At 65.0% G+C, this 20,159-nt stretch carries 16 protein-coding genes; 9 read left to right on the top strand and 7 right to left on the bottom strand.

The features are described from left to right. Positions 1–31 precede the first annotated feature (31 nt). The 5 genes from HHL22_RS07170 to HHL22_RS07150 all read left to right on the top strand — a co-directional run bounded on the left by HHL22_RS07170 (position 32) and on the right by HHL22_RS07150 (position 8,087). Entirely contained in the window at positions 32–868 is an 837-nt protein-coding gene (locus HHL22_RS07170; protein ID WP_169530246.1) for a LytR/AlgR family response regulator transcription factor, read from the top strand. A 349-nt stretch (positions 869–1,217) separates the two neighbouring features. Further along, positions 1,218–1,757 (top strand): sigma-70 family RNA polymerase sigma factor, encoded by a 540-nt coding sequence (locus tag HHL22_RS07165; protein ID WP_169530245.1) that lies wholly within the window; start codon positions 1,218–1,220, stop codon positions 1,755–1,757. Between the two features lie 123 nt (positions 1,758–1,880). Further along, positions 1,881–2,933, top strand: a complete 1,053-nt coding sequence (locus tag HHL22_RS07160; protein ID WP_169530244.1) for a FecR family protein — start codon at positions 1,881–1,883, stop codon at positions 2,931–2,933. Positions 2,934–3,167: 234 nt separating this feature from the next. After that, complete coding sequence (locus tag HHL22_RS07155; RefSeq protein WP_241737988.1) at positions 3,168–6,359, top strand: SusC/RagA family TonB-linked outer membrane protein; 3,192 nt, start codon at positions 3,168–3,170, stop codon at positions 6,357–6,359. 21 nt (positions 6,360–6,380) lie between these two features. Then, positions 6,381–8,087 carry a RagB/SusD family nutrient uptake outer membrane protein gene (locus HHL22_RS07150; RefSeq protein ID WP_169530243.1) on the top strand — a complete coding sequence of 569 codons (1,707 nt, stop codon included), beginning with the start codon at positions 6,381–6,383 and terminating at the stop codon, positions 8,085–8,087. A 74-nt stretch (positions 8,088–8,161) separates the two neighbouring features. On the opposite strand, the gene HHL22_RS07145 is transcribed toward HHL22_RS07150, so the two are convergent. Next, the gene (locus HHL22_RS07145) at positions 8,162–8,947 is read right to left on the bottom strand and encodes a LytR/AlgR family response regulator transcription factor (protein WP_169530242.1); all 786 of its coding nucleotides are present in this window, start codon (positions 8,945–8,947) and stop codon (positions 8,162–8,164) included. 87 nt (positions 8,948–9,034) lie between these two features. Between HHL22_RS07145 and HHL22_RS07140 the strand changes: the two genes are divergently transcribed. Further along, positions 9,035–9,766, top strand: a complete 732-nt coding sequence (locus HHL22_RS07140) for a hypothetical protein (RefSeq protein WP_169530241.1) — start codon at positions 9,035–9,037, stop codon at positions 9,764–9,766. A 168-nt stretch (positions 9,767–9,934) separates the two neighbouring features. Here the strand turns inward: HHL22_RS07140 and HHL22_RS07135 are convergent, their stop codons facing one another. The 3 genes from HHL22_RS07135 to HHL22_RS07125 form a co-directional block, all read right to left on the bottom strand. Next, positions 9,935–10,981 carry a sensor histidine kinase gene (locus tag HHL22_RS07135; protein WP_169530240.1) on the bottom strand — a complete coding sequence of 349 codons (1,047 nt, stop codon included), beginning with the start codon at positions 10,979–10,981 and terminating at the stop codon, positions 9,935–9,937. Positions 10,982–11,077: 96 nt separating this feature from the next. After that, positions 11,078–11,941: a hypothetical protein gene (locus HHL22_RS07130; protein WP_169530239.1), complete on the bottom strand. Its 864-nt coding sequence runs from the start codon at positions 11,939–11,941 to the stop codon at positions 11,078–11,080. 22 nt (positions 11,942–11,963) lie between these two features. Further along, the gene (locus tag HHL22_RS07125) at positions 11,964–12,413 is read right to left on the bottom strand and encodes an ABA4-like family protein (RefSeq protein ID WP_169530238.1); all 450 of its coding nucleotides are present in this window, start codon (positions 12,411–12,413) and stop codon (positions 11,964–11,966) included. Positions 12,414–12,971: 558 nt separating this feature from the next. Between HHL22_RS07125 and HHL22_RS23990 the strand changes: the two genes are divergently transcribed. From HHL22_RS23990 to HHL22_RS07110, 3 genes are all read left to right on the top strand, one after another. Continuing rightward, the gene (locus tag HHL22_RS23990) at positions 12,972–14,180 is read left to right on the top strand and encodes a TlpA family protein disulfide reductase (protein ID WP_169530237.1); all 1,209 of its coding nucleotides are present in this window, start codon (positions 12,972–12,974) and stop codon (positions 14,178–14,180) included. 57 nt (positions 14,181–14,237) lie between these two features. After that, positions 14,238–14,405 (top strand): peroxiredoxin family protein, encoded by a 168-nt coding sequence (locus HHL22_RS07115; protein WP_169530236.1) that lies wholly within the window; start codon positions 14,238–14,240, stop codon positions 14,403–14,405. A 165-nt stretch (positions 14,406–14,570) separates the two neighbouring features. Next, positions 14,571–15,317 carry a hypothetical protein gene (locus HHL22_RS07110; RefSeq protein WP_169530235.1) on the top strand — a complete coding sequence of 249 codons (747 nt, stop codon included), beginning with the start codon at positions 14,571–14,573 and terminating at the stop codon, positions 15,315–15,317. Between the two features lie 167 nt (positions 15,318–15,484). Here HHL22_RS07110 and HHL22_RS07105 read toward each other — a convergent pair whose 3' ends face one another. The 3 genes from HHL22_RS07105 to HHL22_RS07095 form a co-directional block, all read right to left on the bottom strand. Continuing rightward, complete coding sequence (locus tag HHL22_RS07105) at positions 15,485–16,339, bottom strand: DUF481 domain-containing protein (protein WP_169530234.1); 855 nt, start codon at positions 16,337–16,339, stop codon at positions 15,485–15,487. After that, positions 16,336–17,469 (bottom strand): AMP-binding protein, encoded by a 1,134-nt coding sequence (locus tag HHL22_RS07100; RefSeq protein ID WP_169530233.1) that lies wholly within the window; start codon positions 17,467–17,469, stop codon positions 16,336–16,338. The genes HHL22_RS07105 and HHL22_RS07100 overlap by 4 nt, the downstream gene beginning before the upstream one ends. Positions 17,470–17,571: 102 nt before the next feature. Next, positions 17,572–19,965 (bottom strand): GH92 family glycosyl hydrolase, encoded by a 2,394-nt coding sequence (locus tag HHL22_RS07095; protein ID WP_169530232.1) that lies wholly within the window; start codon positions 19,963–19,965, stop codon positions 17,572–17,574. Positions 19,966–20,159: the final 194 nt, after the last annotated feature.

Below are 20,159 nucleotides of genomic sequence, written 5' to 3'. Positions count from 1 at the left end.
GCGCGCGGTGCGTTACTTGCGCAAAAAGCCCATGCTCCGCGCCCTGCTAGTTGAAGACGAGCCCCTGGCCGCCCGCCGCCTCACCAGCCTGCTGCTCAAGCACGCCGCCCCGCTCGAGCTGCTGGGCCCCGCCGAGTCGGTAGCCCAGGCCGTGGCGCTGCTGCGAGCCGGCCCCGCGCCCGACGTGCTGTTTCTGGATATTCACCTGGCCGACGGCCTCAGCTTCGAGCTATTTGAGCAAGTGGCCGTTACGTGCCCCGTCATCTTCACCACCGCCTACGACCAGTACGCCCTGCGCGCCTTTAAGGTCAACAGCGTGGACTACCTGCTCAAACCCATCGACGAAGCCGAGCTGGTAGCGGCCCTAAGCAAGCTGCGCCAACGCCTAGAGCCCGATTTTGGTACAAAAAGTTCGGTTTCCAGCACAAAAAGCGCGGCCGAAACTTCCGCTCCGGCGCTCGACGCGGTCACCGTGGCGGCCTTGCTACAGCAGCTGCGCCAGCCCGCGCCGGCCGCCAGCTACAAAAGCCAGTTTGTGGTGCGCGTGGGCGAGCACCTGAAGGTGGTGCCCGTCGAGCAGGTGGCGTACTTCTTCAGCCTCGAAAAAACCACCCTGCTGCAAAGCACCGACGGCCGCAAGTACGTGGTAGACTACACCCTGGAGCAGCTCGAAAACGTGCTCGACCCCGGCCAGTTCTTTCGGCTCAACCGGGCGTTTCTAGCCCGGCAGGCCGCCATTCAGGATATTATTCACTACACCAACTCGCGGCTGCAAACCGTGCTGCACCCCGCCCCGCCCGCCAGCGAAGGGCCCGTGCTGGTGAGCCGCGAGAAGGTGAGCGTGTTTAAAAGCTGGCTGGATAGGTAGTTAGAAGGTGTACACAGTCGCAAAAAGGCGGTCATGCTGAGCCTGCCGAAGCATCTCTACCGGACGATACCCTAGCGGCGTGGTAGAGATGCTTCGCGGGGCTCAGCATGACCGCCTTTTTTGAGCATTTGCTGACTATGAATAGTTCTTAGGCGATTTGGGTAAGTGAATTAAGACGGCTTGGGCTAGGGTAAAGAGCGGCGCCCAGCTTCCGTTATTACTATTCCAGTACAGAATGGTATATTTACCGTGCTCTTCCCTTGAATTTCCACTTGTATTGGCTGCATCTGTGCGTGCTTCATCGCTTCGGATTTATTCTTCTTGCACCGATGCTGCCTTACTCGACGCATTGGCCCTAGACGACCGGGAAGCCTTTGCCGAGCTGTACGAACGGTATTGGTACCGGGTGTTTGCGCTGGCCTATCGCAAGCTGAAATCGCGCGACGTAGCGCAGGAGTTGGTGCAGGAGCTGTTTGCCGCCCTTTGGCACAAGCGCGCCGAGCATAACATTGCGCAGTTAGAGCACTACTTGCTGGTTGCCATCAACCACCGAGTGCTGGGCTACATTCGGGCCTACCGGGTGCGCACCCACTACGCCACCTACTGCCGGCAGCTAGTAGCCGAGGCCACGCACGAAACCGAAGAAGCGCTGGGGGCCGCCGACCTATCGGCGGCTTTCCTGCGGGGCGTAGCGCTGCTGCCCGAGAAGTCGCGGGAGGTGTTCCGCCTGAGCCGCCTAGAGCACCAGTCGGTAGAGCAGATAGCTTCCCAGCTGGACGTGACCCCCAAAGCGGTTGAGTATCACCTGACCAAATCGCTTAAGCTGTTGCGGGCCTACTTGCGGGAGTTTCTAGTGGCGCTGCTGCCGCTGCTGTGTTTCCTGCGCTGAAAAGCGACAGGCCAGGCCGCCGGTGCTGCTCGAAAAAGGCCGCTGAAAAAAGTTCGAATACTTTTTAGGGGTTAGGCCAGGCTAGGCGTCTTCCTTTTTAGATGCCCACCTTGGACTACTGCCATGACCGAAGTTGAATTCGAAGCCATGCTCCAGCGCTACCTCGACGGCGCCAGCCGGCCAGGCGAGCGCGAGCTGGTGGAGCAGTGGAGCAAGCAGCTAGGGGAGCCCGAAAACCTGACCCTGCCTCGCGCCGAACGCGAGCAGGTGCGGGCGGCTATGTGGCGCAAGATTCAGTACCTGACGCACCACCGGGTGGCCCCCGGCGAAGCCGATGCGCGCCGCGGGCAGCGGCAGCCGGCGGTCTGGTGGCACGCGCCCGTTGTGCGCTGGGCCGCCGCGCTTTTGCTGGTGCTGGGGGCCGCCCTGGCAGTAAGGCTGCTCCGGCAGCCGCAGCCTGCCCCGGTGGCAAGTACAGCGGCCGCCGTGGGCTGGGTGCAGCAGCGCAATGGGGGCAAGCAAGCCCAGCTGCTCACCCTGGCCGATGGCAGCCGCATCACCCTGTATCCGGGCAGCAGCTTGCAGTACCGCCCGGGCTTGGCCGGGCCGCGCCGCGAGGTTAGACTGCGGGGGGAGGCCTTCTTCCGAGTGGCCAAAAACCCGGCTCGCCCGTTTTTAGTCTTCACCGAGCAGCTCGTAACCACGGTGTTAGGCACCAGCTTCCGGGTGAAAGCCTACGCGGGCCGGACCAACGAAGTAGCCGTGCAGGAAGGGCGCGTATCGGTGCAGGTACGCCACGGGGCCAACCTGCGCGCCACCCCCGCGCGGCCCGCTGCCGGGAGCCTGGTCCTGCTGCCCAACCAGCAAGTGACGTATTCGGCCTTGGGGCCGCACCCGCTGCGCAAAGAGCTGGTAGAAGCCCCCCTCGTGCTAGCCCCGCAGTCGTTTACGTTTGAGAAGCAGCCGGTGGTGAAGGTGCTGCAAGCATTGGAGAAAGCCTACGGGGTCACCATTCTATACGACCGCGGCAAGCTGGCCGGCTGCACGGTCACGGTCACCTTCTACCAGGAGTCGCTCTACGAGAAGTTGGAGGTGCTTAGCGAAGCGCTTGGCGCGAGCTACACTACCACCGACAACGCCCAGATTCGATTTAGCAGCCATGGCTGCACGCCCTAGCCTAGAGTAGTAGCGCGCGGCTCCTGCTGCCGCTAGCTACGCCCCCGAACTACGCTTAGCACTTGGTAGGCCGGGCCTTAGCGCGCTTACCAGGAGTTCAGCAGCCCGCCTTTTTTCTTTTCCCACCGCAATCGTTTTCAGCGCATGAAAATCCACTTACGTTCTCCTCGGCGCTTTGGGCATCCACTATGCGTGTTAGCGCTGCAGTCGGCCCTGGCCCTGCCACTGACTACCATGGCCACTGCCCGCCCAGCCATGGCGCAGCAAGCCATCCTGGCGCGTCACGTTACGTTTCAAGCAGAAGCCCAGACCATTGAGTCGGTGCTGCGCCAATTGGAAAAGCAGCTGAACGTACATTTCGTGTACAGCCCACAGCTCATTGGCTCCGACCGGCGGGTGACGCTGCGCGTGACGGATGAGCCCCTGGAGCAGGTGCTCAACGAGCTGCTGGCCCCGCGTAAGTCGCTGTTTGACGTGCGTAAAGGGCGCGTGATTCTCAGCCAGCCGCAGCTGGCAGCCAGCGCCGCGGCCGTGCCCGTGGCGGGCCGCGTCACGCAGGGCAAGGGCGAGGGGCTGCCCGGCGTCACGATTGTGGTGAAGGGTACCACGCAGGGCGCTACAACGGACGCCAATGGTAATTTTTCGCTGAGCGTGCCCGAGGGTAGCGTGCTGCAGTTCAGCTACGTGGGCTTCAACCCGCAGGAAGTAATCGTGCGCGAAGCCACCACCGGGCTGCAGATTACCCTGCAAGAGAACAGCCAGTCGCTTGATAACGTGGTGGTAGTGGGCTACGGCACGCTCGATAAGAAGGAGGTGACTAGCGCCATCACCCACATCGATAACCGCGACCTGCTGACGGTGGGCGCCATCAACCCGATTACGGCGCTGCAGGGCAAGGTAGCGGGCCTCACCATCGCCAACAACTCGGCCGCTGACCCCAACTCGCAGCCCAGCATTCAGCTGCGGGGCGTGTCGTCGCGCAGCGCGGGCCTAGGGCCCCTCATCGTGATTAACGGCGTGCCGGGCGGCAACCTGGAAAATATCAACCAGAACGACATCGAGAGCATCGACGTGCTGAAGGGCGGGGCGGCCTCGGCCATCTACGGCACGCGCGGCAGCAACGGCGTGATTGTGGTGACCACCAAGAAGGGCACCAAAAACAACCAGCTCGACTACAACGCCTACACCACCTTCGACTACGCCACGCTGCAGCCCCAGGTGCTCTCGGCCGATGAGTTTCTAACCCAGAAGCGGGGTACGGATTTCGGTGCTAAAACGAATTGGCTGGACGCTATCACCCGTAGCTACGCCTTTGCGCAGAAGCACACCCTCACCGCTTCGGGCGGGTCGGAGAACAATAACTACCGGGCTACGTTCGACTACCGCGATGCCAAGGGCATTGATATTCGCTCGAGCCGGCGCGAGTACGGGGCGCGCATCTCGCTCAACCATACCGCCCCTAGCAAGCTCTACTCCCTAGGGCTCAACTTCGCGCCGCGCTACATCAACGCCAACAATGCCGACTACGCCAGCTTCGAGCAGGCGCTCACGCTCAACCCAACCATCCCGATACGCAACCCCGACAACCCGGCGCTGTATTACGATATTCGGTCGGGCTTCGATGGGCCCTTCAACCCAGTTGAGCGGCTGCAAACGGAGCTGAATGGCACGGAAGGTAAAATCCTGAACTTCGATACCCATTTCAAGCTCAGTATTTTGCCCTCGCTGAGCACGCAGGTTACCTACGGGCAGTTCACCAGCGATTACTTCGATTTCGCCTTCCGGCCGTCTACCTCCACGTTTGCCGCCAAAAACGAGGGCGGCATGAACTCGGCCAGCCGCAACTACAACCGCAGCGACCAGCGCAGCCTGGAGTGGATTGGCAACTACGCGCTCAACAAGAACGACCACGCGCTGCAGGTCCTAGGGGGGTACTCGTACCAATACTTCGTGTCGGAAGGTAACGCCATCTACAACCGCAATTTTCCGTCCGATGCCTTCACCTACAACAACATTGGCACGGGGCTGTACGGGCAGGTGGCCGGGCGCACCGACGGCAGCAGCTACAAGAACGACTCGAAGCTGATTGCCTTTTTTGGGCGCATTAACTACTCATTTAAGGACCGCTACCTGCTCTCGGCCAGCTTGCGGCACGAGGGCTCGTCGAAGTTCGGCATTGATAACAAGTGGGGCAATTTTCCGGCCGTATCCATCGGGTGGCGCATCGGCCAGGAGCCGTTCCTGGCCAACCAGAAGTGGATAAACGACCTGAAGCTGCGCGCCGACTACGGCGTAACCGGCAACCAGGACTTTGGTAACTATCTGTCGCAGAACCTCTACGGGGGCTTCGGCTACTACCTGCTCAATGGCACCTACTACCAGGTGTATGGGCCCATCCAGAACCTCAACACCGACCTGCGCTGGGAGCAGGCCCAGAGCCTCAACATTGGGGTCGACTTTGCGCTGTTCAACAGCAAGCTCACGGGTAGCATCAACTACTACACCCGCCGCAACAAAGACCTGCTCGGCAACTACGCCGTGCCCATTCCGCCCAACACGCAGGGCAGCACCTTCGCCAACGTGGGCACACTAGACAACTCGGGCGTGGAAGTGCAGCTGAACGCGCCCGTCGTCAGCAAGCCCAACTTCCAGTGGGCGGTTTCCTTTGCCGGGGCCACCAACGGCAACAAGTTCGTTTCCTTCTCCAACGATACTTACCAAGGGCAAACCTTTATCGACGTGGTGGGCCTGCCCTCACCGGGCTCGCCGGGCAACGCCCAGCGCCTGCAGGAAGGGCAGCGCATTGGCACGTTCTACATGCTGAAGTCGGCCGGCGTTGACGACCAGGGCCGCCTGCTGGTGTACGCCCAGGATGGCAACATCATTACGGGCGACAAGGCTACCCTGGCCGACCGGCAGGTGGTGGGCAACGGTTTGCCCAAGTACACGCTCAGCCTAGGCAACACGTTCACCTACAAGAACTTCGACGCCTCCCTGTTCTTTCGGAGCGTGCTCGGGTATGACGTGTTCAATATCCGCGCCTTTTACTTGGGCACGCCAGCTACCCAGTCCAACGCCAACGTGCTGACCTCGGCTTACGGCGACAGCAAGTACGCCCGGCTCACCAGCACCGCCACCGCCAACGTGCTCTCGGACTACTTCCTGGAGAAGGGCAGCTTCGCGAAGCTCGACAATGTGAGCCTAGGGTACACCTTCCAATTCACCTCGAAGTACGCCCGCTCGCTGCGCCTGTACGCGGCCGCCAAGAACGTGCTGACCGTGACGAGCTACACCGGCGGCGACCCCGATATCATTCCCATCAACGGGCTGTACCCGGGCATCCGCCTCGACGGCAGTAACAACGGCACCCGCCAGTACTATCCTTCGACCACGCAGGTCCTATTTGGTCTCCAATTAGGCCTGTAATCCTTTCCCACCCCCGCAACCATGGCTTTTTCTAAAACACACGCCCGCCTATCGGTGGCCCTGGTGCTGGCTGGGCTGAGCAGCTGCACCAACCTAGACGAAACGCTCTACGACCGCATCACGCCCGATAACTTCCTGCGCACCAAGGACGACGTGTACCGCGACTTTCTGCGCACCTTCGAGCACGGCTACAACACCATCCAGGGCTCGCCCTTCCAGCTGCAGGAGCTGGCCGCCGACCAGCTGATGACCCCCAACCGCGAGGGCGACTGGTTTGACGGTGGGCAGTACGCCCGGGCCCACTACCACACCTGGACTATTCAGGAGGGCTACATCAACGACACGTGGAACCTGATGTACCAGGGCATTACGCTGGATACCAACTCGCTGGAAGATATTCAGGCCCTGGACCCGGCCAAGTTCAACATGACCCCGGCCGAGCAGAGCCAGCTGATTGCCGAGCTGCGCGTGATGCGGGCCTGGTACTATATTCGCCTGCTCGACCTGTACCGGAACATTCAGATTATCACCAAGGTGAAGGGCGAAGTGAAAGGCCCGAACCAATCGACGCCCCAGGAGGCCTTCGCGTTCATCGAAACCGAGCTGAAGGAATCGCTGCCGCAGCTGCTGGCCAAGGGCGACCCCGGCACGGCGCAGTTTCAGGGGCGCTGGACCAAGGCGGGCGCCGCCACGCTACTGGCCCGCCTCTACCTGAACGCCAACGTGTACGTCGGGCAGGACCACTACACCGACTGCGCCGCGCTGTGCCAGGACATTGTGAATGGCAAGTACGGCGCCTACGCCATCGCGAGCCGCTGGGACGCGCCCTTCGACTGGAACAACGACCAGTCGTCGGAAACCATTTTTGCCTTTCCCGGCTCGTTTGGCCGCTCGCACTGGCAGTACGAGGGCGGCATGTACTTCTGGGGGCTGCCCTACAACGTGCCCGTCAACTACTTCGGGTTCACCGATTTTGGGGGCGGCAACCCGCGCTACGCGTTGCAGCCGGGCCGCGACGTAGACAACAAGGAGTACAGCTTTGTGCTGGGCAAGCCGTTCGTCAAGTTTCAGAAATACGCCGACGACGTGCGCCTGAAAAACTACAAGAACTTGGGTAATAGCACCCGCGAGGGTATGTTCTTGCAGGGCTACCTGCCCAACCTCAACGGCCGCGACACCATCAAGAGCACCCGTGGCTACACGCTGTACCTGCGCGACCAGGTGGGCTTGTTTAAGTACACCAAGCCGGGCCAGACGCTGGCCGACAAGACGTCAAACATGAACAACGCCGACCAGAACTCGGGTATCCCGCTGGTGAAATACCCATTCTACCCCTCGTCCGACCCCAACAAGATTGAGGCCGACTACGCCGAGGTGCGCCTGGCTGAAGTGTACTACATGCTGGCCGAGTGCAAGTTCCGGGCCGGCGACCGCGCCACCGCCGCGCAGCTGCTGAACACGGTGCGCAAGCGCGACTACCCCACGGGCTCGGCTAGCCTCTACGCCGCCGGCGGGGCCACCCTCACCGAGCAGGAACTGCTCGACGAATGGGGCCGCGAGTTTATTGGCGAGGGCCGCCGGCGCATCGACCTCATTCGCTTCGGCAAGTTCAACAGCGGCACCTGGTGGGACAAGGCCGCCGATGGCGACGACCACACCAAAATCTACCCCATTCCGCTGAACGCGCTCAATACCTCGCCGCAGCTCAAGCAGAACCCGGGCTACTAAGCGCCTCACTGGCAGCTAATAAAGCCGGTCCTCGCGAGCCTAAACAGCGCCAGGACCGGCTTTATTCGTTGACCCTAGCCCTCCTCCAGCCAGCGCTTCACGGCGGAGGCGCGCTCCTTGCTCACCAGCACCTCGGCGGGCGGGGCGGGGTGCAGCTCCACCAGCAGCTTGCCGCCGAAGTGGGGCACCAGCCGGCGCACGGCCGGCAGCTGGGCCAGCACCTGGCGGTTGAGGCGGCAGAAGAGGCTGGGGTCGAGCAGGGTTTCGAGCTGCTCCAGGGTGTAATCGACCACGAAGCGCTGGCCGGCGTGGGTGGCCAGGGTGGTGGTGTCGTGGCGGCTGGCAAACCAGGCGGCTTCGGTGGCGGGCAGCGGCAGCAGCGCCTCGCCCTGGCGCACCAGAAACCGCGTTTTGTAGGGCCGCTGGGGCTGGGGCAGCGCGTCGAGCAGGCGCTCTAGGGGGGCGTTGAGGGCCGGGAGCGCGGCGCTGGCGGACGCGCCGGCGCCCCGCCACTGGCGCAGCTTGGCCAAGGCGGCTTGCAGGTCGGCCAGCTTCACGGGCTTGAGCAGGTAGGCCACGCTGTTAGCCTCGAAGGCGCGCAAGGCGTACTGGTCGTAGGCCGTCGTGAAAATCACCGGGCTGCGCACCACGGTTTGGGCAAATACGTCGAGACTGAGCCCGTCGGCCAGCTGCACGTCGCTCAGGATGAGGTCGGGGGCGGGGTGAGTGGCCAGCCAGTCCAGGGCCGCCGCCACCGTGTCGAGCACGGCCAGCACCTCGGCCTCGGGGGCGGCCTGGATTAGCAGGCGGCGCAGGCGCTCGGCGGCGGGCGTTTCGTCTTCGAGCAGCAGCACGGTCATGGGCGCAAGCTACGCCGGCTGCCCGCATCTAACTACCCCTAGGGCCCTTACGTACTTCACTCGTCGCTCACTAACTACCTCTGGCTCATGAACCGTACCCTGCACCTGCTGCTGGCCGGCGCTGTCTGGTTGGCTGCCCCGGCCGCCCGCGCCCAAGACATTGGCCCGGCCCTCGACATGACCTTAATGACGGGCTGGGCCGGCAACGCGGCCGTAACCTACGACCTCGAAAAGCGGGCCGGCATGCACAAGGAAACGGCTGGCTCGTCCAGCAAGGCCACCGCCGCCCGGGTCGTGCGGCTTACCTATACCTCCACGCCCGCGCTGCGCCAGCAAACCGTGCAGCGCCTGGTAAGCCACCTCCAGGCCAGCAGTCCCAGCGGCGCGCAGGCGGTGCAGGCAACCCTGGGCCCCGGCAAAACCGACTACGACCAGCTGTACCGCGAGGCGCTGAAAACAACCGCTTTCGCCAACAACGACGCGGCCGCGGCCTTGGCGGCCTACCTCGAGCTAGGCTATCAGGTGGTGCACAACCTCAAAGCCAGCAACGCCATCGTGGCCAGCCAGGAGCGGGGGCTACGGGCCCAGGCGGCCAGCATCTTGCAGCAGAATGCGCGCCTGCGCGACCCCGCCGCCGTGGCCCAGCTGGGCGAGGAAATGAAGCTGCAAACCGTGGTGCTGCTGCTGGGCTGGCAGCAAAGCCAAACCAGCGGCCAGGAGTCGACCTTCCGCACCCGCATTGCCCAGCAGTTTCGCCAAAGCTATGGCCTTGATATGGCGCAGCTCAAGCTGACCGACCAGGGCTTCGCCAAGCGCTAGCCGGGCTGCTGTTGCCCTAGGGCAAATTAGTAGTCAGCGTACGGTAGGGACGGGGCTTGCCCCCGCCCGCCGTTGAACGAAACTGCTTAAATGATGCAGGCGACGGGCGAACCCCGCCCTACAGCCCCCGAAACTGCTGGCTGACCTCAGCGAGCGGACGCCATGCCCCTAGGGTAGCAGCGGCAGCCGCGCCACAAACTGTCCATCGGCCGGGCCGGCTTGCACGGGCTGGGTGGCCCCCAGTAGGGCGTAGCGCTGACGCAGGTTGGCCAGGCCCGTGCCGGTGCTAGGGGCCAGGCCGGGCGGGCGGGGCTGGTAGGTGTTCTCGACCTGCACAAAGCCGAGGCCGGCCACCACCCGCAGCCCCAGGGGCCGGGCGCGCGAGGCTTCGTTGTGCTTGAGGGCGTTTTCCACCAGCTCCTGCACGCTTAGCGGGGCCACGCGGCCTAGGGCGGCGGGGTCGGCCTCGATGCGCACGTGCAGCGCCTCGCCGAAGCGCACCTGCTGCAAGGCCAGGTAGGTGCGCACGAAGGCCAGTTCCTCGGCCAGCGGCACGGTGGGGTGCTGGCGGGCCAGCAGCACGTAGCGGTACACGTCGGCCAGGCCCTCCACGTAGTGCTGGGCGGTGTCGTTGCCGGGCTCGATGAGGGCCGCCAGGGTGTTGAGCGAATTAAACAGAAAGTGCGGGTCGAGCTGCCGGGCCAGGGCGTCGAGCTGAGCCTGGGTGGCGGCCTGCGCCAGCTGGTCGGCCCGGCGCTGGTTGGCCTGCCACTGCCCGAAGAAATACGTGGCCTCGTAGAGTGTGAGCACCGCCGCCGTGGGCAGCAGGCTAAAAGCGGCATTAAGGGCCAGCCGGCCGGGCGTGAGCGAAAACCACTGCGGCAGCAGCCCGTGCAGCGGCAGTTGCAGGGCCACCGTGGCGGCCGTGGCCAGCAGCGGCGCCAGGGCCGCCAGCGTCCAGAGGCGGCGGGCGGTTTGGGCGGCCAGGGGCAGGCGCCCCAGCAGCCACTGCCACAGCGCCCGGTTGGCCAGCCAGTAGCCAGTGGTGAAGTAGGCCGAGAACAGCCACTGCAGCCCCAGGCGCGACCAGGCGCCCGCCGGCCCGGCCGGGCGCAGCGCCACGGCGATGAGCAAGCTCAGTAGCGGAATGCCCCAGGCCATAACCCGGCCGTCGTGCCGGGTGGGGGCAGTGGCGGGCAGGGTGGCGGCGCGCATGGGTGCAAGGTAGAGTAGAGCTTAGAACTTAGACTTGAGGTTGAACTTGTGGATGCAAATCTTATATCTAAGTTCTAACATCTCAGTTCTAAACCCCTAGGGCAGCGCCAGCAGCGGCCGGCCGGCCAACGCGCCCAGCAGCAGCGCCGCCACGGCGGCGGCCCACAGCGCCGCCCCGCCCCAGGTGAGGGCCACGGCCGGCCGGACTGGCAAGCGGCGCCCTAGGGCCCAGCCCAGCAGCGGCAGCGCCTGCAGGGCGTGCATGCCCAGGAAGTGCGCCAGGCGCAGGTCGCCGGCTACGGTGCTCCAGCCCAGGCCGGGCAGGCCGGGGCCGCCGTCGGGGGCGCCCACGGTGTGCTGGCCGGCGTGAATCATGAAGCCGCCCAGCGCCGAGCCCACCAGAAACTCCAGCAGCCCCAGCCGCAGCCCCCAGGCGTAGCTGGCCGAGCCGTGGGGCCGGTGGCGCCAGGCCAGGTACACGGCCCAGGCCGCCGCCACCGTGTTCACCCCAATAAAAAGCCCCATGAGGCTAAACAGCGCGGCATTGAGCGGCGTGCTGGCGTTGTAGTGCGAGGTGAGGCCCCGCGCCGCCTGCCCAAAAATGACCACCTGCTCGACGGCCATGGCCGCCGCCACCGCCCAGCTGATGCGCCGCACCGCCCGCTGCGCCGCGGCCGGCAAGTCGGCCAGCAGCCAGCCCAGCGTCCAGGCGTAGGTCACGATGGAGAGCGAAAACTTCAGCGGCTTCATCCACACCGGCAGGCCCGTCACCACGCGGTGGTCGAGGGGCAGTAGTAGCAGGGCCGCGCCAGCCAGCCCCAGGTTGAGCCAGCCCGCCCAGGCCAGCGGCGGATTGACGCGGCGGAGCACGCGCAGGGCGGTGCCGATGCGGCCAAATAGGCTCGGCGCAGCGGCCGGTGGAGTAGCGGGCAGGGCGGGGGAGAAGGCGAGCGTCGGCATGGCATTGTTGAGTTAAAAGTGATTAGGCAACAGCTGATTGGCTAACTGAGGGGTAGCGCTGCCGCACCCCAAAGTAGAGCAGCAGCCCTAGGGGCCCGAACAGGAAGGTGAGCAGCAGGCAGGGCACCAGCAGCAGGTGGGGCACCCCGCGCCGCTGGGCGTCGCGCGCTTCCCAGGCGCCCGTAAACAGGTCGAAGCACAGGTAGTGCACCCAGCCCGCCAGCAGCGCCCAGGGGTCGCGAAACAGCGCTGCCACCTGGGCCAGCGACCCAAAGCCGCCCTCGCCGCCGTGCGCCCCCAGGTAGTGCGTGCCAATGAGCAGCCCGTAGGCTCCGGCCAGGGCCAGCGGTAGCGCGCCGCCGAGCACCAGCCAGCGGGTGCCGCGCCAACGCGGGGCTAGCACCAGCAGGGCCCAGCCCAGCAGGGCCAGCGGGTTGGCGAGGGTAAATAGGAAGTCGGGCGTGAGTGCCATAGCGGGGTGAGAGGGAAGGGGGCAGCGGCCCTAGGGGCCACTAGGTTCCCAAAGCTACCGGCCTGCCCGCTCCGGCCACCAGGTGAAATGGGGCCAGCCCGCCCCACCGGCCGGCGAAGCGCCTAATTGGCGGGGCGAAGCCGCGGGCCGGGGCTCCGTTTCACCTGGTGGCCGGGGCGGGCGGGTCTGCTTCTAGTGGGGGCGGGGCTGGCCCTCGCCCGCCGTTAGCGCCGCTGCCCTTCGGCGAAATTGGCTGGGCGGCGCCGGCGACGGGCGGGGGCCAGCCCCGCCCCTACGGCACCCGGGCCATAGGCCTGCGCGGCACGGGGGCACCCTAGGGGCCAGCCCCCGCCCTTTGCCGAGCGCCGAGCCAGGGCAGAAAATAGCGGTAAGCAAAATTTAGTAGCTGTAAAACAAGTATTTATGTTTTATAACTGCTTTATACGTTTATAAACGTATAAAGCAGTTGATGGCGCTGGCTATCGGTCATACATTTGCCTAGTCGCCGGAGCGCCGGCCGGTGCTGCTTCACCCTACCACCCTTATCCACCCTTGCCCATGCTGCCTTTGCTTTGGCTGCTGCCCCTAGGGGCGGCCCTGGCCGGCCCCGCGCCCACGCCGCCCCGCACCACCTTTCGCGGCCACCTCGACCACGCGCCGGCCGGCGATACCGTGCGCCTGTTTGTGGGCAACAAGCGGGTGAAGACGCCGCTCAGCCCCGGTGGCGACTTTGAGTTCGTCTTTCCTGACCTGGCCGCCACCACGCCCGTGCACTTCGAGTACGCCCGCCAGAATACCCGGCTCTACCTCATGCCCGGCGACCAGCTGGTGATGCACCTCGACTTCAACGACTTCGACAAGAGCGTGACGTACAGCGGGCGCGGCGCCGACGTGAACAACTACCTGGCCCAGGCGCAGTGGAAGTTTGAGTACGGCCCGGCCGGCGACGTGCCCCGCCCCCTGGAGCAGCTGCGCCAGCAGCCCGGCACCACGCCCGCCGAGATGCGCCGCCGCGCCGATGCCTTCCGGCAGCAGCAGCTGGCTTTTCTGGCCGCCTACGCCCAGGCCCACCCGCAGCTCGCCAGCTTCCGCCACGATGCCGAGTTCCTCATCAACATGCAGTGGGGCCGGCAACTGCTGGAATACGTGGGCATCCGGCGCCAGCAAAAGCCCGATGAGGTAAGCCCGCCCCCGCCCATCTCGGAAGCGTATTTCTCCTTTATCAAGGAGCTGCCGCTGCGCGAGCTGGACCAGCACTTGCGGGGCCTGGACGAGAACACGGTGGTGGTCTGGTTTCTCAACGCCTACCAGAGCCGGCTGGCGCCCTCGGGCAAGCTGGGCACCAGCCCCGACGCCGGCCCTAGGCTCTACCGCCTGGCCACGCAGGAGCTGGGCGAAACCAAGGCCCGCGACATGGTTATGCAGATGCTGCTCTTCAACAACATCCAACAGGACTTGCCGGGCGTGCGGGCGTTTTATCCCACCTTCCGGGCCCACAACCGCGACTCGGCCCTGGCCCGCAGCGCTCGCCAGATGCTGGCCCAGCGCCAGCACCTGAACGTGGGGCAGCCCGCCCCGGCCTTTACGCTGGTGAATGACGCCGGCCAACCGGTGTCGCTCAGCGACTTCAAGGGCAAGGTGGTGTACCTCGACTTCTGGGGCACCTGGTGCCAGCCCTGCATGCGGGAAATGAAAGAGTTTGCGCCGGCCCTAAAAAAGAAGTTTGAGGGCCGCGACGTGGTGTTTTTGTACGTGGCCGTGGACTAGAACCAGGCGAAGTGGCAGCAAACCCTCACCGAGCAGCACTTTACTAGTCCCAACGCCGTGCACCTCTACGAGCGCGAGGGCAAGGTGGCCGGCACCTACCAAGTGAACGGCTACCCCAGCTACTACCTCATCGGGCGCGACGGCCGCTTCGTGCAGCTCTGGACCTCGCGCCCCTCGGACGGCGAGCAGACGGTGGCCGCCATCGAGGCCGCCCTAAAGCGGTAGGCCCTGGGCCGAAACCACGCCGCGCCGAAACCCTAAAGCCTGCTTGCGGGTTTAGCGGGCTGGCAGCGGGGCTCGCCAACCCACCAGCTAGCGGGCTGCGTACGTTAGCCCGGCCCTTTATTTACGCTGGTGCAAGTGGTTTTGGTTAGGCAGTTTAGTTGTTTTTTGCTACCGGCAAGGTGGTGGGTGCTGGCACTGCTGCTAGCGGCTGGCCGGCTGGCGGCGGCGGCCCCAAGCCCGCCGCCCCCCCCCGCCGACTCGACCCGCTCGCCGGTATTTGCCCGGCGCAAGCTGGTGGTGCAAATCGACTCGCGCTATTCCATCATCAACTACCATTTCTGCGTCATCAACGGCGTGAAGCTGGGGCTGGAGTGGCGCGGCCGGGTGCGCACCGGGGCGGCGTTTTACTTCCTGAGTAGCCGCATTCCCACGCGCCTGGACCCGCCCGACAACGCCTCCGCCGACGACCCCGACGCTACCCTGCGCTTCTACAACGTGGCGCTGTACGGCGAGTATATCATCATCGAAAACCGCCGCTGGGAGCTGGGGGCCAACATGCAGGGCGGCCTAGGGTCCGTGCGGCTGCAATACAACGATGAAGACCCGACCAAGGGCCGCGCGCTCACCCCGCGCGACTTTATTGGTCTGGTCGAGCCCTCGGTAGCCGCTCAGATGCGCTTGTTTCCGTGGGCCAGCCTAGGCGCGGGGGCCGGCTGGCGCCAAACGGTATTCGTGCCCCCGCTGGTGCGGCGCGAACTGAGCGGTCCAATTTTCTACGTGCGGGCCAAAATTCTGCTCGGCCCGCTTATCAAAACGGTGCGCAACCACGAGCCGCTGTTCTCGCAAAAAGACCTGCGCATCAACGGCCTCGACCAGCGCACCCGCCAGCGCTTTCTGAGGGGCGGGGAATAATGGGAGTGAAATGCGCTTGAAAAGTAACGTCATGCTGAGCCTGCCGAAGCATCTCTCCCGCGTAAGTAATTCTAACGTCTAGGGTTAGTTACGCGGTAGAGATGCTTCGGCAAGCTCAGCATGACGTTACTTTTCAAGCGCACTACCTGCTTGTTTTAATCCATTGCTTACTTGCCGGCGGCGTAGGTGAAGCCCACGGTCAGGTTGCTATTGCCGGGGGCGCGGCCCTCCACGGCCACGCTTTCGTAGGAGTAGGAGTAGGCGGCGGTGAGGGCCAGGTGCTTGGTAACGGTGAAGTTGAGGCCGCTGGTAACGTTCACGCGGTAGTCGCCGTCGGCATCCTGCAGCGAGGGCTGGTAAAACGCCAGGCCCGTGAGCACCACCGGCCCGAGGCCCAGGCGCAGCTTGAGGCGCGTCGAGCTGCGGGGTACCTCGCGCAGCAGCCCGCCCAGGTACTCGGTGTGCTCATACAGAAAGAACTGGCTGAGGCCCACCTCATTCTGCAGCGTGTCGGCGTAGAGGGTGTAGCCCGCCCCCGCCCCGGTGACGAAGCGCCGCGCAATGGCCCGCAGGTTGCTCTGCTCGGCGTCGCCCAGCAGGTAGTACTTCACCCGCCCGCGCTGGTAGGTGGGCGTGAGCAGGCCCAGCAGCTCGCGCTCGCGCAGCAGCCCGTCCTGCTTGCCGTAGCTGAATGAGGCTGAGGCCGGCAGCAGCCAGTGCCGGCTGAGCTTGAAGTTGGCCGTGTGGCTGGTGGTGAGGTAAATGCGCTCGACCGTGCCCGAGCTGTAGAGGCCCGTGAGGCTGGCCGTGTAGCGGGTGCCGCTTTCCTTCACGGTGTAGGTTTCAAACTCCGACGAGGGCAGGCCGCCCGCCGTGCTGGGCGCCACCACCGGCGTGGTGGCCGTGCTGGTGCTGGTCGAGTCGGGCGTGCTTTCCTGCGCGTGCGCCGCGCTGGCCAGCGCCAGCCACAGCAGCGTCAGCAGCCCTAGGCCCCGCCAGCGGTTCCGAAGCGGCCCCCTCATGCCGGCCGCCGCTCGCGTCCTTGGCCCCCCGCTCCGCGCACGGTGGCCGCGCGGTCGAGCTTGCCCGAGGCCGTACTCTTAAAGGCCGGCACGTACACCACGCTTCTCGGCTGCTCGTACTTGCCCAGGCGCTCGCGCAGCAGGCTTTGGAGATGCTGCTCGGCCTCGGGCCCTAGGGGGGCGCCCTCCAGGTAGGCCGTCACGGCCTGGCCCAGGCGCTCGTCGGGCCGGCCCGCCACGAAGGCGCGGCGCGTTTGCCCCAGCTCGGCCAGGGCCACGTCGAGCACCTGTTCCACCTTCTCGGCCTGCACCTTCACGCCGCCCGAGTTGATGACGAAATCCACCCGCCCCAGCCAGTCGAAGGTGTGCTTGTCGAGGAGCTCAATGCGGTCGTTGGTGACGACGAGCTGGTCGTCGGTCACGTCGCCGCGCACCGTCAGGCAGCCGCGCTCGTCCTGGCCCAGGTGCAGCCCCTCCAGCACCCGGTAGTGGGCGCTGGCGTGAGGGCCGTTGAGGCGGCGCAGGGCCATGTGCGAGGCCGTTTCGGTCATGCCGTAGGTCAGGAACACCGGCACCGTGAGCTGCCGCTGCAGCTCGGCCAGCAGGCTGGGCTCGACGCCCGCGCCGCCTATCAAAATGGCGCGCATTTTATTGAGCCGGCTGGCCCGGCCGGCCGCCAGCATGGCCCGTAGCTGCAAAGGCACGAAGGCCGCGAAGTCAAATTTCGCATCGGGCGCTACGTACTCGAATGGGTCGGCGTGGGGCTCCACGATGGTCAGGTGCATGTCGCGCTCGAGGCCGCGCACCAGCATCATCTTGCCCCCGATAAACTCGCAGTTGAGGCAGACCAGCGCCCGGTCGCCGGGGCCCAGGTCAAAAAAGTCGCCCGTGCGGCGGGCCGAAGCCGCCAGCTGCCGCCGCTTCAGGGTGATGAGCTGGGGCTGCCCGGTGCTGCCCGAGGTGCGCAGCCCAAACTCCAGGGCGCCGTTCAGCCACTGGCGCAGCAGCTCCAGCACCTTGGCCTCGTAGCCGTTGAGGGGGGTGTGGGGGCTAGGCGTTTGCTGAATGCTCTCGTAGCTGAATTCGCGCCCGTTGAGCAGCAGCGAGGTAGGAAGGAGGGTATCGGCCATGGGGCAAAGGTATTGGCGGGGCGTCGCCTTAGGGCCCCTCGGCTCCGCAAAGCACCCCTAGGGCCGCGCCAGCCCGGCAGCATGACCGCCTGTTTGCTGTTGCTACTGCACTGAGGGCGGCGGGGTCTGGCTGCCCCAGCTTTTGTTGGGCTGCGGGCCCATCGTGAACGTTAGCTTGCCGCCCTGCATCAGCTCGTCGCGGTAGAGCCAGCAGTTGGTCAGGGGCTTGCCGTTGAACTCGGCCGACTGCACGTAGACGTTGGTCTTGGACGTATTTTTGGCTTCGATAACCAGCTTTTTCTGGTTGCCGAGCTGAATGATGGACTTGGGGAAGATGGGGCTGCCCAGCTCGATAATGGGCCGGGCATCGGTGAAGCCTTTCACGTCGAACAGCCCTAGGGCCGTGATAACGTACCACGAGCCGAGCTGGCCCTGGTCCTCGTCCTGGCCGTAGCCGTAGCCGTGGATGGGCTCGGTGCCGTAGAACTCGTCGCAGATTTGGCGGGTCCACTTCTGCGTGAGCCAGGGCTGGCCCGAGAAGTTGAACAGCCAGCTGATGTGCAGGCAGGGCTGGTTGCCGTGGTTGTAGATGGCCTTGATGCCGGCGAAGGCGTCGATTTCCTTGCCGCCGCCGAAGCCCGTTTTGGCCGAGGCCGTGAAGATGCTGTCGAGGCGGTTGTTGAACTTGTCGCGCCCGATGGCCGCGATGAGGCCGGCCGGGTTTTGGGGCACGTAGAAGGTGTACTGCATGGCGTTGCCCTCCTGGAAGCCGCGCCAGGGCTCAAACGGCTGGAAATTGCCGACGAAGGTGCCGTCGGCCAGCTTGGGCTGCATGAGCTGGTTTTGCGGGTTCAGAATTTTGCGCCAGCCGTTGGAGAGCTTGAGGAGCTGCTCGTAGTCGGCCGTTTTGCCCAGGTCCTTGGCCATTTGGGCGGCGGCGAAGGCGCTGTAGCTGTACTCCAGGGTGTGCGAGTTGGCGAAGTAGGCGCCGGAGGAATCGGTCTTGTACCACTCGCCCTTGTACTCCTTGTAGTCGTCGCGGAAAGGCACGTAGCCGTACTCGGTGAAGGCCTTCACGTCCATCTTGCCCGAGCCGAAGGCGCGGTGGTGGTAGCCCAACTCGTTGGCGCGCACGGCCTGGTAGGCCAGGTTCACGTCGTAGTTGCGGATGCCCACCTGGTAGGCGCCGGCCACGGCCAGCCCCACGAAGTTGGTGCCCACGCCCGACACGTACTCGCTATTGGCCAGGCCGTCGCCAAACCAGCCTTTGTCGCGGTACACTTGCAGCTCGGTGTTCACGTAGTTGCCGTACCACTCGGGGTAGCTCAGGGCCCAGAGCTGCGTAATATTCCAGTAGCCGCCCCAGATGGCGTCGGTATTGATGAACTCAGGCTTCGGCCCAGCACCACTAACCACCAGCTGGCCCGCCTGGCCGCCGTGCTTGGGGTAGGCGCCGCTCACGTCGCTGGCGATGCCGCGGCCCAGCAGGGCGTGGAAGAGGCCGGTGTAGAACTTAGTCTTGCTTTGCTCATCGGTGCCTTCCACCGCGATTTTGCCCAGCTCGCGCTGCCAGGTGGCCTGCGCGGCGGTGCGCGCCTGGTCGAAGGTCAGGCTTTTGGCTTCAGCCGCGAGGTTGGCCTTGGCGTTGGTGATGGAGGTGTACGAAAGGCCGACTTTCAGCTCAATCTTCTGCTGCGCCGTGGTTTTGTAATTCAGCACCAGGCCCGCGCCCTTGCCGGTGGCCGACTTGGCAGTGGGCTGCTGGCCGGCGGCCGTGAAGGCGCCCACGCTGGCCGGCACCCGGCTGATTTCACCGTAGAAGTACATGTTGACCTTGCCGCTGGGGTCGTAGGTTTTCACGTACTTGGGGTAGGTGCTCACGAAGCCCTCCACGTGCGTGGCGTCCACCATCCGGATGCTGGCGTCGGTCACGTCGCTGCTCTCGCCCTGCTTATTGCCGATGTCGAGGATGATGTGCGCTTGGTCGCTCTTGGGGAAGGTGTAGCGGTGGAAGCCCACCCGCTTGGTGGCCGTCAGCTCGGCCGTGATGCCGTAGTCGTCGAGCAGCACCTGGTAGTAGCCGGGCTGGGCCACCTGGTTTTTACGGTCGAAGCGCGAGCGGTAGCCGCTGCCGGGCTTGTCGAGGTCGCCGGGCTGCACCTTCAGCTCGCCGGTGGTGGGCATAAAGCTCACGCCGCCCACCTGCCACTCGTGGAAGTGCACGAAGCCTTCGATGGAGTTCTGGCGGGTGTCGTAGCCCACGGCCTCCCAGCCAGAGGCGTTGCCGTAGTGGCCGTTGGTGGAGGGCGCCAGCTTGGCCATGCCGTAGGGCACGGCCGCCGGGGTGTAGAAAAACCAGCGGCTGTGCGCCGTGCCAATGTTGGGGTTCACGTACTTGAGCATGCTGGGCGCCTTGGCCGCACCTTGGGCCCTAGCCCCCCCGGCGGCCAGCAGCAGCACCAGGGGCAGTACGCCGGCCTTGGAAATCAATTTCATAACAGGAGTTTTGAGTGTTTATAGCTGTCGTCCTCCGCGTGCAACCTCACCCCCGGCCCCTCTCCATAAGGAGAGGGGAGCCTGACGATTGAGTACACGAGCGAATGCCCGCGCTGCCGTGGCTCCCCTCTCCCTAAGGAGAGGGGCCGGGGGTGAGGTTGCACGCAGAGGACGACAGATAGTACCTTAAAAAC

The sequence above is a fragment of the Hymenobacter polaris genome (assembly GCF_012927305.1).
GTDB classification, from domain to species: domain Bacteria; phylum Bacteroidota; class Bacteroidia; order Cytophagales; family Hymenobacteraceae; genus Hymenobacter; species Hymenobacter polaris.
The sequence above is the reverse complement of the archived record's forward strand: the minus strand, read 5'-3'. Positions and strand labels throughout refer to the sequence as shown.

Coding starts and splice junctions, on each gene's coding strand:
- HHL22_RS07170 (WP_169530246.1), top strand. CDS start 32: ATGCTCCGCGCCCTGCTAGTTGAAGACGAGCCCCTGGCCGCCCGCCGC.
- HHL22_RS07160 (WP_169530244.1), top strand. CDS start 1,881: ATGACCGAAGTTGAATTCGAAGCCATGCTCCAGCGCTACCTCGACGGC.
- HHL22_RS07155 (WP_241737988.1), top strand. CDS start 3,168: ATGGCCACTGCCCGCCCAGCCATGGCGCAGCAAGCCATCCTGGCGCGT.
- HHL22_RS07150 (WP_169530243.1), top strand. CDS start 6,381: ATGGCTTTTTCTAAAACACACGCCCGCCTATCGGTGGCCCTGGTGCTG.
- HHL22_RS07145 (WP_169530242.1), bottom strand. CDS start 8,947: ATGACCGTGCTGCTGCTCGAAGACGAAACGCCCGCCGCCGAGCGCCTG.
- HHL22_RS07140 (WP_169530241.1), top strand. CDS start 9,035: ATGAACCGTACCCTGCACCTGCTGCTGGCCGGCGCTGTCTGGTTGGCT.
- HHL22_RS07135 (WP_169530240.1), bottom strand. CDS start 10,981: ATGCGCGCCGCCACCCTGCCCGCCACTGCCCCCACCCGGCACGACGGC.
- HHL22_RS07130 (WP_169530239.1), bottom strand. CDS start 11,941: ATGCCGACGCTCGCCTTCTCCCCCGCCCTGCCCGCTACTCCACCGGCC.
- HHL22_RS07125 (WP_169530238.1), bottom strand. CDS start 12,413: ATGGCACTCACGCCCGACTTCCTATTTACCCTCGCCAACCCGCTGGCC.
- HHL22_RS23990 (WP_169530237.1), top strand. CDS start 12,972: ATGCTGCCTTTGCTTTGGCTGCTGCCCCTAGGGGCGGCCCTGGCCGGC.
- HHL22_RS07105 (WP_169530234.1), bottom strand. CDS start 16,339: ATGAGGGGGCCGCTTCGGAACCGCTGGCGGGGCCTAGGGCTGCTGACG.
- HHL22_RS07100 (WP_169530233.1), bottom strand. CDS start 17,469: ATGGCCGATACCCTCCTTCCTACCTCGCTGCTGCTCAACGGGCGCGAA.
- HHL22_RS07095 (WP_169530232.1), bottom strand. CDS start 19,965: ATGAAATTGATTTCCAAGGCCGGCGTACTGCCCCTGGTGCTGCTGCTG.